Annotated in this window: 15 protein-coding genes and 1 riboswitch; of the genes, 7 read left to right on the top strand and 8 right to left on the bottom strand. The window is 73.9% G+C overall.

Annotated elements, in window-relative coordinates; genetic code table 11:
* Positions 1 to 74: 74 nt before the first annotated feature.
* Positions 75 to 350 carry a MoaD/ThiS family protein gene (locus ABTX81_RS32780; protein ID WP_350553263.1) on the bottom strand — a complete coding sequence of 92 codons (276 nt, stop codon included), beginning with the start codon at positions 348 to 350 and terminating at the stop codon, positions 75 to 77.
* Positions 351 to 446: 96 nt separating this feature from the next.
* Positions 447 to 1,727: a threonine synthase gene (thrC, locus tag ABTX81_RS32775; RefSeq protein ID WP_350553261.1), complete on the bottom strand. Its 1,281-nt coding sequence runs from the start codon at positions 1,725 to 1,727 to the stop codon at positions 447 to 449.
* 15 nt (positions 1,728 to 1,742) lie between these two features.
* Positions 1,743 to 1,873: riboswitch (SAM riboswitch) on the bottom strand.
* Between the two features lie 196 nt (positions 1,874 to 2,069).
* On the opposite strand from thrC, the gene ABTX81_RS32770 reads away from it, so the two are divergent.
* Positions 2,070 to 3,053 carry a glucosyl-3-phosphoglycerate synthase gene (locus ABTX81_RS32770; RefSeq protein WP_502892908.1) on the top strand — a complete coding sequence of 328 codons (984 nt, stop codon included), beginning with the start codon at positions 2,070 to 2,072 and terminating at the stop codon, positions 3,051 to 3,053.
* Positions 3,054 to 3,091: 38 nt separating this feature from the next.
* Positions 3,092 to 4,567, top strand: a complete 1,476-nt coding sequence (locus tag ABTX81_RS32765; protein ID WP_350553257.1) for an alpha,alpha-trehalose-phosphate synthase (UDP-forming) — start codon at positions 3,092 to 3,094, stop codon at positions 4,565 to 4,567.
* Here the strand turns inward: ABTX81_RS32765 and otsB are convergent.
* Complete coding sequence (otsB, locus tag ABTX81_RS32760; protein ID WP_350553255.1) at positions 4,545 to 5,402, bottom strand: trehalose-phosphatase; 858 nt, start codon at positions 5,400 to 5,402, stop codon at positions 4,545 to 4,547. The genes ABTX81_RS32765 and otsB overlap by 23 nt on opposite strands.
* Before the next feature lie 57 nt (positions 5,403 to 5,459).
* Positions 5,460 to 5,726 carry a DUF3263 domain-containing protein gene (locus ABTX81_RS32755; protein ID WP_350553253.1) on the bottom strand — a complete coding sequence of 89 codons (267 nt, stop codon included), beginning with the start codon at positions 5,724 to 5,726 and terminating at the stop codon, positions 5,460 to 5,462.
* Between the two features lie 103 nt (positions 5,727 to 5,829).
* Here ABTX81_RS32755 and ABTX81_RS32750 point away from each other — a divergent pair, with 103 nt between their 5' ends.
* Positions 5,830 to 6,180 carry a cupin domain-containing protein gene (locus ABTX81_RS32750; RefSeq protein WP_350553251.1) on the top strand — a complete coding sequence of 117 codons (351 nt, stop codon included), beginning with the start codon at positions 5,830 to 5,832 and terminating at the stop codon, positions 6,178 to 6,180.
* A gap of 45 nt (positions 6,181 to 6,225) precedes the next feature.
* On the opposite strand, the gene ABTX81_RS32745 is transcribed toward ABTX81_RS32750, so the two are convergent.
* On the bottom strand, positions 6,226 to 7,509 hold the full coding sequence (locus ABTX81_RS32745) for an extracellular solute-binding protein (protein ID WP_350553249.1): 1,284 nt from the start codon (positions 7,507 to 7,509) through the stop codon (positions 6,226 to 6,228).
* Between the two features lie 351 nt (positions 7,510 to 7,860).
* On the opposite strand from ABTX81_RS32745, the gene ABTX81_RS32740 reads away from it, so the two are divergent.
* Both ABTX81_RS32740 and nagA read left to right on the top strand, forming a co-directional pair.
* A complete protein-coding gene (locus ABTX81_RS32740; protein ID WP_350553247.1) occupies positions 7,861 to 8,808 on the top strand; it encodes an ROK family protein in 948 nt (315 codons plus the stop codon).
* Complete coding sequence (gene nagA, locus ABTX81_RS32735; RefSeq protein ID WP_350553245.1) at positions 8,805 to 9,977, top strand: N-acetylglucosamine-6-phosphate deacetylase; 1,173 nt, start codon at positions 8,805 to 8,807, stop codon at positions 9,975 to 9,977. Before ABTX81_RS32740 ends, nagA begins: the two co-directional genes overlap by 4 nt.
* An 82-nt stretch (positions 9,978 to 10,059) precedes the next feature.
* On the opposite strand, the gene ABTX81_RS32730 is transcribed toward nagA, so the two are convergent.
* Complete coding sequence (locus ABTX81_RS32730) at positions 10,060 to 11,055, bottom strand: carbohydrate-binding protein (RefSeq protein WP_350553242.1); 996 nt, start codon at positions 11,053 to 11,055, stop codon at positions 10,060 to 10,062.
* A gap of 154 nt (positions 11,056 to 11,209) precedes the next feature.
* Positions 11,210 to 13,048 carry a GGDEF domain-containing protein gene (locus tag ABTX81_RS32725; RefSeq protein WP_350553240.1) on the bottom strand — a complete coding sequence of 613 codons (1,839 nt, stop codon included), beginning with the start codon at positions 13,046 to 13,048 and terminating at the stop codon, positions 11,210 to 11,212.
* 396 nt (positions 13,049 to 13,444) lie between these two features.
* On the opposite strand from ABTX81_RS32725, the gene ABTX81_RS32720 reads away from it, so the two are divergent.
* On the top strand, positions 13,445 to 13,972 hold the full coding sequence (locus tag ABTX81_RS32720) for a flavin reductase family protein (protein ID WP_350553238.1): 528 nt from the start codon (positions 13,445 to 13,447) through the stop codon (positions 13,970 to 13,972).
* A gap of 8 nt (positions 13,973 to 13,980) precedes the next feature.
* Here the strand turns inward: ABTX81_RS32720 and arfB are convergent, their stop codons facing one another.
* Complete coding sequence (arfB, locus tag ABTX81_RS32715) at positions 13,981 to 14,415, bottom strand: alternative ribosome rescue aminoacyl-tRNA hydrolase ArfB (protein WP_350553236.1); 435 nt, start codon at positions 14,413 to 14,415, stop codon at positions 13,981 to 13,983.
* A 75-nt stretch (positions 14,416 to 14,490) separates the two neighbouring features.
* Between arfB and ABTX81_RS32710 the strand changes: the two genes are divergently transcribed.
* Positions 14,491 to 14,979 (top strand): hypothetical protein, encoded by a 489-nt coding sequence (locus ABTX81_RS32710; RefSeq protein WP_350553234.1) that lies wholly within the window; start codon positions 14,491 to 14,493, stop codon positions 14,977 to 14,979.
* The last annotated feature ends 97 nt before the right edge of the window (positions 14,980 to 15,076 follow it).

Raw genomic sequence — 15,076 nt, 5'->3', positions numbered from 1 at the left:
CTATCTCCCCCCCCCCCCCCCCCCCACGGCCGGTAACGGCGCGCCGGCCCGCGGGGACGGGCGCGCGGCGCGGCTCAGCCGCCGGCGACCGCCGGGATGATCGAGACGTTCGCGCCGTCCTTGATCTCCGTCGCCAGGCCCTCGGCGAAGCGCACGTCGTCGTCGTTCACGTAGACGTTGACGAAGCGGCGCAGCTTGCCGGTGTCGTCCAGGATGCGCGCGGCGATCCCGGCGTGGTTCTTCTCCAGGTCGGCGATGACCTCACCCAGCGTGGTGCCCTCGGCGGGCACCTCGCTGGCGCCGCCGGTGTAGGTGCGCAGGATGGTCGGGATGCGGACGTTGGCGCTCATGGGGGTCTCCTCGGTGCGGGCGCGGGGGCGGCGCGAGCGGGTGGGACGGGGCGGGGAAGGGCGGGGCCGGGTGGCGCGTGCGGCGGGGCGCGGGGGTCAGGCGGACGCCAGGCCGGCGTCCCGGAAGGACTCCAGGGTCGGCCGGATGACGGCGGTCATCCCGGCCTCCGAGACGGCGTCGAGGGTCTTCAGGCCGTCGCCGGTGTTGATCGCGACGGTCTCCTTCGACGGGTCCAGCCGGCCGGTCTCGACCAGCTTCTTGAGCACGCCGATCGTCACGCCGCCCGCGGTCTCCGCGAAGATGCCCTCGGTGCGGGCCAGCAGCCGGATCGCGGCCACGACCTCCTCGTCCGTCACGTCCTCCACCGCGCCGCCGGTGCGCCGGGCGATGTCCAGCACGTACGGGCCGTCGGCCGGGTTGCCGATCGCCAGCGACTTGGCGATGGTGTCCGGCTTGACCGGCCGGATCACGTCGTGGCCGGCCTTGAACGCGGCCGAGACCGGCGAGCAGCCCGCCGCCTGGGCGCCGAAGATCCGGTACGGCCGGTCCTCGACCAGGCCGAGCTTGATCAGCTCCTGCAGGCCCTTGTCGATCTTGGTGAGCTGCGAGCCTGAGGCGATCGGGATCACGATCTGCTCCGGCAGCCGCCAGCCCAGCTGCTCGCAGATCTCGTAGGCGAGCGTCTTGGAGCCCTCGCCGTAGTACGGCCGGAGGTTGACGTTGACGAAGCCCCAGCCCTCGCCGGCCGGGTCGCCGATCAGCTCCGAGCAGAACCGGTTCACGTCGTCGTAGTTGCCCTCGATGCCGACCAGCTCGCCGCCGTACACCCCGGCCATCACGACCTTGCCCTGCTCCAGGTCGTGCGGGATGAACACGCAGGACCGGAAGCCCGCCCGGGCCGCCGCCGCGCCCACCGCGCCGGCCAGGTTGCCGGTCGACGAGCAGGAGAGCGTGGTGTAGCCGAACGCCCGGGCCGCCTCGATGGCGCAGGCCACCACGCGGTCCTTGAAGGAGTGGGTCGGGTTGCCGGAGTCGTCCTTGACGTGCAGCTGCGCGGTGAAGCCCAGCTCGCGGCCCAGGTTGTCGGCCTTCACCAGCGGGGTCCACCCCGGGTTGAGGTTCGGCTTGGTGGCGACATCGGCGGGCACCGGCAGCAGCGGCGCGTAGCGCCAGATCGACGCGGGACCGGCCTCGATCCGCTTGCGCAGCTCCTCGGCGCCCTCGCCGCCGAACTCGTAGGCGATCTCCAGCGGACCGAAGCACTCCAGGCAGGCGAAGCTGGGACCGAGCGGGAAACGGGTTCCGCATTCCCGACAGGACAGCTGGGCGGCGGGGCCGAGGTCGACGGTGACGGGTGCGGCGGTGTCGATAGCCATGAGTGGAGGCCTCTCTCCTCATCTTCCCCGTGACGCGGTCGCGCCCGGGCCGGAATTGGCACCTGTCCCGCCGGGGCGTAAGCCAGCCGTGCGAGAAGGTTGCCGGGACGTCAACGGGCCGTTCCCTCAGTCCCTCTGGATGAGCTCTGTGAAGTTGTGGTCCTGCTCAGCGGTGACCCCGGCGTGCGAAGGTCCGACCGCTGTACGAAGACTGTATCCGAAGGCGTCAAACCCGAACGGCACCGTCCGCCACGCGAGATGCCCCGTCCCATCCGGCCCCGTACCCGCCCCCGTTCCCGACCCGCCGAGGAGAGCACCGTGCCCCCCGAACCGACCCCCGAGCTGCTCCCCGAGACGGCGTCCTGGCTGCGCCGGCGCTCGTGGAGCGCGGCCGACCGTCCGGTGCACACGCTGCCGGCGGCCAAGCGCGCGCTCGGCCCGGCCGGCACGGTCAGCGTCGTGCTGCCCGCCCTGGACGAGGAGGCCACCGTCGGCGAGATCGTCCGGATCATCCGCCGCGAGCTGATGGAGCGGCTGCCGCTGGTCGACGAGCTGGTGGTGGTCGACTCGGGCTCCGCCGACGCCACCGCCGAGGTCGCCGCCGCGGCCGGCGCCACCGTCGTCCACCGCGACACCATCCTGCCCCGGCTGCCCGCCGAGGCCGGCAAGGGCGAGGTGCTCTGGCGATCGCTGCTGGTCACCCGGGGCGAGATCGTCTGCTTCGTGGACGCCGACCTGCGGGAGTTCGACCCGGCGCTGGTCTCCGGCATCCTCGGCCCGCTGCTCACCGAACCGGACATCCAGTTGGTCAAGGCGATGTACGACCGGCCGCTGGAGACCGAGGGCGCGGTCGTCCCGGCCGGCGGCGGCCGGGTCACCGAACTGGTCGCCCGCCCGCTGCTCAACCTGCATTGGCCGGAACTCGCCGGTTTCGTCCAGCCGCTCGGCGGTGAGTACGCGGCCCGTCGCTCGCTGCTCGAACGGCTGCCCTTCCCGACCGGCTACGGCGTCGAACTCGGCCTGCTGGTCGACGCCCTGGAGACGGCCGGCCTGGACGCGCTCGCCCAGGTGGACGTCGGCGTCCGCCACCACCGGCACCAGGACGGCCAGGCGCTCGGCCGGATGGCCGCCACCATCTACCGCACCGCGCTGGAACGCCTCGACCGCGCCCACCGGCTCAAGGCCTCCGCCGACCTGCTCCGCCCCCGGCTCACCCAGTTCACCCGCGACCCGCGGACCCGCGCCTTCACCGCCCACACCCACCCGGTCACCGCCACCGAACGCCCCCCGATGCACACCGTCCCGGAGTACGCCACCCGGCGATGAGGGGTTTGCCACCCCGGACCCCCGGCAACCAACCAACCATGGGCCCTGACACGACCGAGCGTTCGAATCCGACCGGCGCCGCCCCCGTCCTGGTGGCGTCCAACCGGGGGCCGGTGTCCTTCGGCACCGCGGACGACGGCACGCTGACCCTCCGCAGAGGCGGCGGAGGCCTGGTCTCCGGGCTCTCCGCCATCGACGACCCGGACGCCGTCTGGGTCTGCGCCGCCCTCTCCGACGCCGACCGCCGGGCCGCCCGGGAGGCCCCGGACGGCCGCCTCGACCGGGCCGGCCACGACGTCGGCGGGCAGGCCGTGCGGATGCTCGACATAGACCCGGAGACCTTCGCCCGCGCCTACAACGGCATCGCCAACTCGACCCTCTGGTTCGTCCACCACCTGCTCTGGAACACCCCGACCGCCCCCTCCTTCGACGCCGGCTTCCGCACCGAGTGGCAGGCCTACACCGCCTACAACACCGCCTTCGCCGAGGCACTCGCCGCCGAGGCCGCCCCCGGCGCCGCCGTGCTGGTGCAGGACTACCACCTCTCGCTCGTCCCGGCGCTGCTCCGCGCCGCCCGCCCCGACCTGCGGATCGGCCACTTCTCGCACACCCCCTGGGCGCCGCCCGAGTACCTGCGGCTGCTGCCCGACGACATCGCCGCCACCGTCCTCACCGGCATCCTCGGCGCCGACCGGGCCGGCTTCCTCACCCGCCGCTGGGCGCTCGCCTTCGCCGACTGCTGCGAGCGGTTCCTCGGCGCCACGGTCGACCGCGAGGCGCTCACCGTCACCTACGCCGGCCGCACCACCGTGCTCGGCGTGCACGGCCTCGGCGCCGACGCGGACTTCCTGCGCGAGCGCTCCCACCGCCCGGACGTCGACGAGCGGCTCGCCGCCCTGCGCGCCGCCGTCGGCGAGCGCCGCACCGTCGTCCGGGTCGACCGCACCGAGCTGAGCAAGAACATCGTCCGCGGCTTCCTGGCCTACCGGCACCTGCTGCGCACCCGCCCCGAGTGGCGCGGGCGGGTGGTGCACATCGCCTTCGCCTACCCGTCCCGCACCGACCTCGCCGAGTACCGGGCCTACACCGACCAGGTGCGGGCGCTCGCCACCGAGATCGACGCGGAGTTCCGCACGCCGGACTGGACGCCGCTGATCCTGCACGTCGACGACGACTTCCCGCGCTCGCTGGCCGCCTACCGGATGGCCGACGTGGCCCTGGTCAACCCGATCAGGGACGGCATGAACCTGGTCGCCAAGGAGGTCCCGGTGGTCTCCGACCGGGGCTGCGCGCTGGTCCTGTCCCGGGAGGCCGGCGCGCACGCCGAACTCGGCGAGGACGCGCTGAGCGTCAACCCGTACGACATCGTGGCCACCGCCGAGGCACTGCACGCCGGGCTCACCATGCCGGCCGACGAGCGCGCCGACCGCACCAAGCGGCTGGCCGCCGCCGCGACGGCGCTGCCGCCCCAGCAGTGGTTCCTGGACCAGCTCAACGCCCTGGGGCGTGCCTGAGCTCCTCCCCCAGCGCGCCGAGCAGTTCCACCACGCCGGCCGGGCCCGGGACCACCAGGTCCGCCCGGTCGGCGAGCTCGCGCACCGGCGCGTCCGGCACCTCGCCCACCGCGCCGCTGCACACCAGCAGCCCGGCCAGGCCCTCCCCGCGCAGCTTCTCCACCGCCGCGAAGGCCGGGACGTCCCCGAGGTCGTCGCCCGCGTAGAGCGCCGCGCGGGCGCCGCGCTCGCGCAGCAGCCCGGTCAGCGCCGCCCCCTTGTCCACCCCCGGCGGCCGCAGCTCCAGCACCAGCCGGCCCGGCTCCACCACCAGCCCGTGCTCGCCCGCCAGCGCCTCCAGCGGCGCCCGCAGCAGCTCGAACGCGGCGGCCGGCCCGGCGGCGCGCCGGGTGTGCACGGCCACCGAGCGGCCCTTGTCCTCCACCGAGGTGCCCTCCGGCGCGCCGAGCTCCGCCAGCAGCCGCGGCAGCCGCTCGCGCACCGCGGCCACCCCCGGGTGCGGCGGCGGCGCGGTCAGCTCGCCGTCCTCCCAGCGCTCCGCGCCGTAGTGCCCGAGCACCACCACCCCGGCGAGCCCGGCGAGCCCGCCGTACTCCACGGCCAGCTCGGCCGGGCGGCCGGTCACCACCGCGACCGTGCCGACGTGCGGCGCCAGCGCGCGCAGCGCGGGCACCACGCCCGGGTGCGCCCGGGCCTGGCTCGGATCGGGGACGATCGGTGCGAGCGTCCCGTCGAAGTCGAGGGCGATCACGGCGTCGTGCGGCGCGGCGAGCAGCGCCGCCAGCCCCGCGCGCCCGGCATCCGTCAGTGGTCGCGTCATGTCGGCAAGGCCCATGCCTGGCACCGTACCCACCCCGGCCGGGGGTCACCCGTCGGGCCCGCGCGGCCCTCGCTACCGGGCCGCCCGGCGGGCGTCGCGGACCCGGCGCAGCCGGTTGACCAGGACCGGGGCGTGCGCCAGGGCCTCGGGCCGGTCCAGCAGCGCGTTCAGCAGCTGGTAGTACCGGGTGCTGGAGAGCCCCAGCTCCTCCCGGACGGCGCGTTCCTTGGCGCCGGCCGTCCGCCAGGAGCGGCCCTCCAGTTCCAGTACCGCCCGGTCCCGCTCGTCCAGGGCACCGGGCGCGTCCGGTTGCGGTGCCGTCTCGTCGTCCGCGCCCATCCGGGCCCACCTCCGTCCATCACTACGGAGTGTCATTCTCCCTCGCGGACCCGACACACCCTGCGTCCTGTGCGGCCCCGGCCCGGCGGCTAGCGTCGACCCCATGACCAGCATGCCGACCCCCGCCTTCGCCCTGCACGTCCCGACCGCGGAGCTCGTTCCCGATCCGCTCGACCCGGCGCAGATCGTCTCCGGCGCCCCCGAGGTGTCCGGCCTGGTGCTCACCGGGTCCGCCACCGGGGAGACCGGCGTCTGGCAGATCACCCCGGGCGTGGCCACCGACGTCGAGGCGGACGAGGTGTTCGTGGTGCTGAGCGGCCGGGCCACCGTCGTGGTCGACGGCGGCCCGACGCTGGAGCTCGGCCCGGGCGACTGCGGGGTGCTGCGGGCGGGCGACCGCACCACCTGGACCGTCCACGAGACGCTCCGCAAGGTCTACACGATCACCTACTGACGCGCCCCCGGACGCCGTCCGGCGCCCGCGCCGCCCGGCCCGGCCTCACTTGCGGAGCCGGGCCGCCTCCTTGACCGCCGTCTGCTGCAGTTCCTCCAGCACCGGCTTGGCGTCGCCGGTCGCCGCCGGCCCGATGCCGGCCTTGATCCGGTTGGAGACCTCCACCCAGGCCGGGTCGCCGAACGGGTAGAAGCTCGCGTTGCCCAGACCGACCGCGAACTGCTTGAGGTCCTCGTGCTTGGGGTCCTTGGTCATCGCGTCGAAGGCGTCCTGGGTGACCGGCAGCAGGTTGTAGGTCTCGTCGAACTTGAGCTGGTTCTCCTTGGTGTAGACGAAGGAGAGGAAGCTGCGGATCTCGTTGCGGTGCCCGTTGGCCTTGAACGCCATCATCCAGTCGGCCACGCCGAGGCTGCCGGTCTTCGCCAGGCCGTCCTTCTTCGGGATCGGCGCCGTCCCGAAGTCGATCTTGCCGTTGGCGGCCATCCGCAGCAGCGTCGGGTGCCCGTTGAGCATCGCCACCTTGCCGGCCGCGAAGTCGCTGAACACCGGGGTGCGGTTCATCTTGCCGGGCTCGGGGTAGGTCAGACCGGTGGTGACCAGATTGGTCTTCAGCCAGTTGAAGGTGGCCTGGTTCTGGGGGCTGTCGATGGTGTAGTTGCCGACGTCGTCGGAGAGGCTGCCACCACCGCTCAGCGTCCAGAGCATCGACTCGGCCGGCGCCTCCTCGGGCCCGAGCGGCAGTCCGTACGGGACCACGCCGGGGACCTTGGCCTTGATCTTCTCGGCGGCCGCCTTGAGCTCGTTCCAGGTGGCCGGCGGCTGGGTGATGCCGGCCTTCTGGAAGACCGCCTTGTTGTAGAAGAGCACCCGGGAGGAGGAGACGAAGGGGATGCCGTACGGAGTGCCGAGCACCTGCCCGGCGTGCGAGAACGTCTCCATGATGTTGGCCTGGGTCTCCACGGAGAGCACGTCCGCGGCGGGGTACAGCCGGTCGGCGGCGGCGTGGTCGGCGTAACCGCCGGTCTGCACCAGGTCGGGCGACTTGCCGCTGCGCACCAGCTCGTCGACCCGCTTGCCGATGTCGGTCCAGCTCGCCACCTCGACGTTCACCTTGATGCCCGGGTTGGCGGCCTCGAAGCGGCGGGCGACGTCGTCCCAGTACAGCTTGGAGCTGGTGTCGGCGCTCTCGCCGTAGTCGGCCGCGACCAGCCTGAGGGTGACGGGGCCGTCGTCCTGGCCGCCGCAGCCGGTGAGCACCAGTGCTCCGGCCAGGGCTCCGGCCAGCGCGACGCCGAACAACCGGGTGGGGGCCTGGGCGCGTCTGTCCAACGCGGGTACCGCCTTCGAGGGGGATCCTGGGGTGGAACGAACCGGATCGGAGGGGGACGGATCCGGCCGGGGAAGGCCGCAAGGGTGCCAAACCGGGCGTGCGGTGGTCCACACCTTCGGGGCCCGAACGCCGGGTAGTTATCGAAGTGCGGGAGTCATTGCGCAGCGCGCAACGGATTCCGCCGGTCCGACCTGCCGATCCCGTCCCCGCCCCCGCGCGGGGGTCCGTCGAGGAGCTCGCGCAAAGTGCCGCACACCACACGCTTCTGCGACAAAGCTCACCCCGTTGGACCAGACCAATCCGACAACTGGACTAGACCTCTTAGACCTGGTCAAGGGAAACTGTCCCTCGTGAAGCACGTCATCGCACTCGATGTGGGGGGCACCGGCATGAAGGCCGCGCTGCTCGCCCAGGACGGCTCCGTGCTGTTCGAAGCACGTCGCCCGACCGGGCGGGAGCACGGCACGGACGCCGTGGTCACCGCCATCCTCGACTTCGCCGCCGATCTGGCGGACGAAGGCCGCAGCCGTTTCGGCGCCGCGCCCCTTGCGGCGGGTGTCGCCGTCCCGGGGACGATCGACGAGAAGCAGGGCATCGCGGTCTTCTCCGCCAACCTCGGCTGGCGGGACCTGCCGCTGCGCAAGCTGCTGGGCGAGCGCCTGGCCGGCCCGGACGGCGGCGTGATGCCGGTCGCCCTCGGCCATGACGTGCGCACCGGCGGCCTCGCGGAGGGCCGGCTCGGCGGCGGCCGGGGCGTGGGGCGCTTCCTGTTCATCGCCCTCGGCACCGGCATCGCCGGCGCCATCGGCATCGACGGCCGGATCGAGGGCGGCGCCCACGGCTACGGCGGCGAGATCGGCCACGTGGTGGTCCGCCCCGGCGGCCCGCAGTGCGGCTGCGGCGCCCGCGGCTGCCTGGAGACCCTCGCCTCCGCCTCCGCCGTCTCCCGCGCCTGGGCCGAGGCCGTGGGCGACCCCGACGCCGACGCGGCATCCTGCGCCGTCGCGGTGGACGCCGGGGACCCGCGCGCGCTCGCGGTCTGGCAGGGTGCGGTGGAGGCCCTGGCCGACGGCATCGTCCTCGCCCAGAGCCTGCTCGACCCGTCCCGGGTCATCGTCGGCGGCGGGCTGGCCGAGGCCGGGGACACCCTCTTCACCCCGCTGCGGGCGGCGGTCACCGAGCGGCTGACCTTCCAGATGCCCCCCGAGGTCGTACCGGCCATGCTCAAAGACACCGCCGCGTCACTGGGCGCGGGCCTGCTCGCCTGGGATCTGCTCTCCATGGAGGTGACCGCGTGACCGCGGACCGACTCGCACTGACCGGCGCCCGGCTGGTCCTGCCCGGAGGCGTCGTCGAGGGCGACCGCCTCGCCGTCGAGGGCGACCGGATCGCCGGTCTCGGCGGCTCCGCCACGCCGGGCGACCTCGACCTCACCGGGTACACCGTCGTCCCCGGCTTCGTCGATCTGCACGTGCACGGCGGCGGTGGCGCGTCCTACTCCTCCGGCATCGCCGAGGAGGCCCTCCAGGTCGCCCGCACCCACCTCGAACACGGCACCACCACCACGGTCGCCTCCACCGTCACCGGCGAGATCGACGACCTGGCCCGCCAGGCGGCGGTGCTCTCCGAGCTGGTCGAGGACGGCGTGCTCGCCGGCATCCACTTCGAGGGCCCGTTCATCTCGCACAACCGCTGCGGCGCCCACCGCCCGGACCTGCTGCGCGACCCCGACCCGGCGCTGGTGCGCAAGCTGGTCGACGCCGCCCGCGGCCACGCCAGGATGGTCACCCTGGCGCCCGAGCTGCCCGGCGGCCTCGACTCGGTGCGGATGCTCGCCGACCTCGGCGTGATCGCCGCCGTCGGCCACACCGACTCGGACTACGCCAAGACGCTGGAGGCCATCGAGGCCGGCGCCACCGTCGCCACCCACCTGTTCAACGCCATGCCCGGCATCGCCCACCGCGCGCCCGGCCCGATCGTGGCGCTGCTGGAGGACGAGCGGGTCACCGTCGAGCTGATCAACGACGGCGTCCACCTGCACCCGTCCGTGCTCGACCTCGCCTACGGCACCGCCGGCGCCTCCCGGGTCGCCCTGATCACCGACGCCATGGGCGCGGCCGGCATGGGCGACGGCCTCTACCCGCTCGGCCCGCTCCAGGTCGAGGTCAAGGACGGCGTCGCCCGGCTGGTCGAGGGCGGCGCGATCGCCGGCTCCACGCTCACCCTGGACGTGGCGTTCAAGCGCTCGGTGACGGTCAACGGCCTCGGCCTGGGCCAGGCCGTCGAGTCGCTCTCCACCGTTCCGGCCCGGCTGCTCGGCCTCGCCGACCGGATCGGCAGCCTGGAGCCCGGCAAGCTCGCCGACCTCGCCGTCCTCGACTCCACGACCTACGACCTGGTCGCCGTGATGCGCCGCGGCGAGTGGATCACCGGCGGCGAGCGCTTCGCCCCGATCGCGGCCGCCTGACCCGCGGCCCGCCCACGACACGGCCGCCCGCTCCCCTCGGGGAACGGGCGGCCGTCGTGCTGCGGGATCCGAAGGAGAGGACCTACCCGGCCGTCGCCTCCAGCAGCACCTGGTCGATCAGGATCGTGCCGCTGCCCGGCGGCAGCGTGATCACGACGGTGTTCGTGCCCGCCTGCATCGGCGGGGTTATGTAGGTGTTGAACCAGGAGGAGGCGGGCTCCTTGCCCGGCGAGTAGTTCCTCATGTTCGCGCCGCTCGGCCAGTCCTTGCCGTTGACCGCCATGGTCGCCCGCACGTCGGCGCCCGGGTTGTTGTAGTGCACGGTGAACTTGTAGGTGCCGGCCGCCGCCAGGTCGCCGGTCCAGGTGACCGACCCTCCCGGGTTGAGCGTCAGGTAGCTGCCGTCGGCCGACTTGGCGCCCTTGACGGTGTTCGCCGACGGCGCGTTCTGCCCCTGGAGCTGGCTGGCGTCCACCGGGCCCAGCCCGCCGGAGCCGGTCGCCGAGGGGGTGGCCGACGCGGCGGCGCTCGTCGGGTCGGCGCCCGTGGTGGCGCCCGGGGTGGCCGGGGCGCTCGCCGTGGTGGTGCCGCCCTTGGCGTCCTTGTCCGTGTCCTTGTCCGGGTCCCCGCCGGTGGACAGCGCGATGCCGGCGCCGATCGCGATCGCCGCGACCACGGCCACCGCGCCGATCACCGCGCCCTTGCCCCGGCCGCCGCTCGGCGGCCGCTCCTCGCCCGGCTGCGGGCGGGAGTGCTCGGCGTAGCGGGTGGTCTGCTGGGTCGGAGCGGCCGCGAACTCGGCCTGCGGCGGGTAGGGCTGCTGCGGCTGGGCCTGCGGGTAGCCCGGCTGCGGCGGGTAGGGCTGCTGGGGCCTCGGCTGCTGGCCGTACTGGGCGCGGCCGACTTCCATCGGACGGCTGTAGGGCGTGCGCGGCACGCCCTGCTGCGGCTCGGCCTGCTGACCTGAGCCGCCGTCGGCCGGACGGTAGAGGTAGCCGAAGGGATCGTCGTCCTGCGGGGCGCCGTCCTCCGGGCCCTGGGGCGCTCCGCTGCTGCCGGCGGTGGTCACGGTGGTCAACTCCCCCATCGCGGTCGCGCCGCCGGGCTGCCGTGCCGCCGGGCGCTGGTCGTGGTCGCTCGTACCCCGGAACCCTACCTGCAGCCGCGCACGCTCCGAAAAGACCCCTTGACAACCGGCGGGTAACCCGGGCCCGGACCCCGCCCGGGGCCGGTTAGCCGGCCCGCCGGTGCGAGCGCTCGCCGCGGGCCCCGCGCACCGCGCCGCCGCGCGCCCGCTTCTCGTCGTACATCCGCTCGTCCGCGATGTGCAGGACCTCCTCGATGCTCATCCCGCAGCCGGCCCAGCCGACGCCGAGGCTCACGCCGACCCGCATCGCCCGCCCGTCGATCCGCATCGGCGGGATGATCGCGTTGCGCAGCCGGTGGGAGAGGTCCTTCGCCTCGTCGCGGCCGATGCCGTCGGCGAGCACCACGAACTCGTCGCCGCCGAGCCGGGCCACCGTGTCGCCGTCGCGGACGGCCGCGCTGAGCCGGCGGGCGACCTCGACCAGGACGGCGTCACCGGCGTTGTGGCCGAACCGGTCGTTGATCGACTTGAAGCCGTCGAGGTCGCAGAAGAGCACCGCGAGCCCTTTGTCGACGGCGGCCGCCGCGGCGCCCGAGCGGAACGGGCCGGACCACGGCTCCCCGCCCGGGCCGTGGTCGGCCGGCACCACCGCGTGCACGTGCTCGCCGAAACCGTTCGCCCCGGCCGGCGCGCCGTCGGCGGCGGCGGGCGCCGGGTACCCGTCCGGCAGGCCGTGGCCGTGCGCCGGCTCCGCGCCTTCGTAGCCGCCGGGACGGTAGGAGTCGCCGAACAGGCTCTCGGGGTAGCCGGCGGCGCCGTACCCCTCGCTCCCGTACCCGGTGCCGCCGTGGCCGCCGTCGGCGGGCCCGCCCTGGTGCCCGGCGGCGACGGCCGTCTGCGGCTGCCCGCAGAGCCGGCGCCCCAGCCGGGCCTTGAGCTCGGCGCCGTTCGGCAGACCGGTGAGCGCGTCGTGGCTGGCCCGGTGGGCGAGCTGGAGCTCGTGCCGCTTGCGGTCCTCGATGTCCTCGACGTGGGTGAGCAGGAAGCTCGGGCCCTCGGCGGCGTCGGCCACGATCGAGTTCCGCAGGCAGACCCACTGGTAGCCGCCGTCCCGGCGGGAGAGCCGCAGTTCCGCCCGGCCGCTCTCGGCGCTGGTGCGCTCCAGCAGCGCCCGGTCGTCCGGGTGGACGAGGTCGGCGAAGCTCTGCTGGCGCAGCACCGCCCGGGGGCGGCCGAGCAGACGACAGAGCGCGTCGTTGACCCGGGTCAGCTGGCCGCGGCCGGCGCCGTGCAGCTCGGTGATGGCCATCCCGCTGGGGGCGTACTCGAAGGCCTGGCGGAAGCTCTCCTCGCTGGCCCGCAGCGCCTGCTGCTCCTTCTCCAGGCGGGCCAGCGCGCGTTGCATCTCGGCGCGCAGCCGGGCGTTGCCGATCGCGATGGAGGCTTGGAGGGAGAACATCTCCAGGGCCTCGCGGGTCCAGGCGCCGGGGCGCTTGCCGCTGCGCGGGCGGTCCACCGAGAGGACGCCGAGCAGGTCGCCGCCGGCGCTGTACATCGGGGCGAGCAGGCCGTCGGCGGGGTGCCAGTCGTTGGCGTAGACGGGCATCGGACCGTCCCCGATCCAGCGTGGGATGTCGCTGGCGACCGCCCAGCCGCGATCGTAGGGGAGGAAGCGCAGGGTGCCCCAGTGGTCGCTGACGCCGAGCAGCCGGTCCCAGGACTCGCGGGAGCCGACCTGGCCGAGCAGGACGGAGGGGCCGCCCATGGCGCTCTCCTCCAGCTCCCAGACGGCCGCCACCACGAGGTCCCCGTCCGGCCGCACCAGGCTGACCGCGGCGGCGTCGAATCCGAGCCCGTGCACCGCGCCCTCGACCACGGCCTGCAGCGTGCCCGCCAGGCTGCGGGCAGCGTTGAGGTCCGCCACGACCCGGTGCAAGGTGCGGAGGGTCGCGAGACGGACGTACGGCTCCGACTCGGCTTCCATGCGGGGGCTCCCCGGCTGCTTCGGATAGGTCTTGATTGGTTATCGTCCGATTGCCAGAAGAACTGAATCACAGGGAGCACAGCGTTCGGCACGCTCGGTCAGCAATAGGTCAGCACTTGTGACTTAAATCACACAACACTAATGCGCCCTTAATCAGTTCATCCGTCCCATACCGGGACATCACCGCCCATCGGAACATTTCCCGTGGTCGGTCGCATTGGCCGCGCGCTGTAGCCGGCTGACCGCCGGGCAGGCCCTCCCCTTCACTCCTGGGGGTGAGACCGGGCGCGGACCGTAACCTTTCCCCCGCCCCGGTGGTCCGAACGGCGCTGCGCCGCTGGTCCTACGACCAGGGCCCGATGCCGTTTTCCCCGGTCGGGGGCTACCGTGCGGTACGTGTACCCGTCCCCGCAGCCCGAAGCTGCCTCCCAAGCGACCCCCGACGAGTTCCGGGCCGCGCTCTCCCAGCTCGCCTCCGGTGTGAGCCTGGTGACCGTCCACGACCCGGACGACGGCGAGGACGTCGGCATGACGGCCACGTCCTTCCTCTCGGTGTCGCTGGAACCGCCGCTGGTCCTGATCTCCGTCCGGGAGGACTCCCGGATGGACGAGGTGCTCTCCCGGGCCGACACCTGGGCGGTCTCCCTGCTGTCGGAGGGCCAGAAGGCGCTCGGCTCGCGGTTCGCGATGAAGGGCCGGCTCAGCGACCGGCTGCTGTTCGCCGACGCCGCCCACCACCGCGGCCCGCACAGCGGAGCCCCGCTGATCGACGGCGCGCTCGCCACCGTGGAGTGCCGCACCGAGCAGCGGATAGCCGCCGGTGACCACACCCTGCTGCTCGGCCGCGTCCTGGAGGCCGTGGTTCCCGACCCGGGCGGCCGCCCGCTGCTGTACTTCCGCGGCGGCTACCGCACCCTGGGCTGAGCCGGGTCCTACTGCTCGCCGCGCGGGGAACGCCGCCCCTGCTTCAGGTCGGAGCGGTGCCGCTTGTTGCTGAGCCGCCGCTCGACCATGCCCCGGCTCGGCCTGGTCGCCCGGCGCGCCTTCGGCGGCGGCGCGGTCGCCTCGCCGAGCAGCGAGGCCAGCCGGGCCGCGGCGACCTCCCGGTTGCGCCACTGCGAGCGGTGCTCGGAGGCCCGGACCACCAGCACCCGGCCGTCCACCAGCCGGCCCGCCAGCCGCTCCAGGGCGCGCTGCTTCCACACCTCGGGCAGCGCGGCGGAGGCCGCCAGGTCGTAGCGGAGCTCGACCTGGGTGTCGGAGGTGTTGACGTGCTGGCCACCGGGGCCGGAGGAACGCGAGAAGCGCCAGACGAGCTCGGTGTCGGGGACGACCACCGACCCCCGTACGCGGATGGGCTCGGGCATGCGTCCATCATCCCAAGCCGGACCACGCCGGTCACCCGGTTATCCGGCCAGGACCACAGCCCCGACAATGTCCATGTGATCGAGCTCGGCTACTCCCTCTCCAACCGCTTCCCCGACCCCCCGCAGACCGACTACCGGAGCGCGGGCGTGCGGGAGCTGCGGTACGACCTGTTCTGCGGCGACGTCTACCTCGACGCCGAGGGCGCGGACCTGTCCACGGCCTGGGGATGGGTCCCGGTGCTGGACTTCGCCTGGGCCCTGTGCGACATCGTCGAGGAACTCGACCGCGACCCGGCCGGCGGCCGCGCGGCCCGGGTGCAGACCGCCGACCTCGACTTCACCCAGAACACCGAGCTGCTGCGGTTCGCCCGCCGCTTCAACTGGGTCGAGATCAGCGCCACCTGGCTGCCCGACGAGCCGCCCGCGGTGGTGCGCCACGGCGATCTGCGCCGCGAGGCCCGCGACTTCCTCCAGGACACCCTGGCCGACCTCTTCGACATGCACCCGGACCTCGCCGACAATCCGGCGATCTGGGAGCTCCAGGGCCGGTTCCGGCGGATCTGACGCGGGAATACCCAAAGCCTTGCCAACGGGCGGAAAAGGCCCGGCCGCGCGGAACCATCTCCAGCGGTTCCCGCGTTATCCCCGGCAACAAGCAAAT

This window comes from Kitasatospora sp. NPDC097605 (assembly GCF_040302725.1).
Taxonomy (GTDB): domain Bacteria; phylum Actinomycetota; class Actinomycetes; order Streptomycetales; family Streptomycetaceae; genus Kitasatospora.
Note: the sequence above shows the minus strand (reverse complement) of the source record. Positions and strands in the feature narration are given on the sequence as shown.

Coding starts and splice junctions, on each gene's coding strand:
- ABTX81_RS32780 (WP_350553263.1), bottom strand. CDS start 350: ATGAGCGCCAACGTCCGCATCCCGACCATCCTGCGCACCTACACCGGC.
- thrC (WP_350553261.1), bottom strand. CDS start 1,727: ATGGCTATCGACACCGCCGCACCCGTCACCGTCGACCTCGGCCCCGCC.
- ABTX81_RS32765 (WP_350553257.1), top strand. CDS start 3,092: ATGGGCCCTGACACGACCGAGCGTTCGAATCCGACCGGCGCCGCCCCC.
- otsB (WP_350553255.1), bottom strand. CDS start 5,402: ATGGGCCTTGCCGACATGACGCGACCACTGACGGATGCCGGGCGCGCG.
- ABTX81_RS32755 (WP_350553253.1), bottom strand. CDS start 5,726: ATGGGCGCGGACGACGAGACGGCACCGCAACCGGACGCGCCCGGTGCC.
- ABTX81_RS32750 (WP_350553251.1), top strand. CDS start 5,830: ATGACCAGCATGCCGACCCCCGCCTTCGCCCTGCACGTCCCGACCGCG.
- ABTX81_RS32725 (WP_350553240.1), bottom strand. CDS start 13,048: ATGGAAGCCGAGTCGGAGCCGTACGTCCGTCTCGCGACCCTCCGCACC.
- arfB (WP_350553236.1), bottom strand. CDS start 14,415: ATGCCCGAGCCCATCCGCGTACGGGGGTCGGTGGTCGTCCCCGACACC.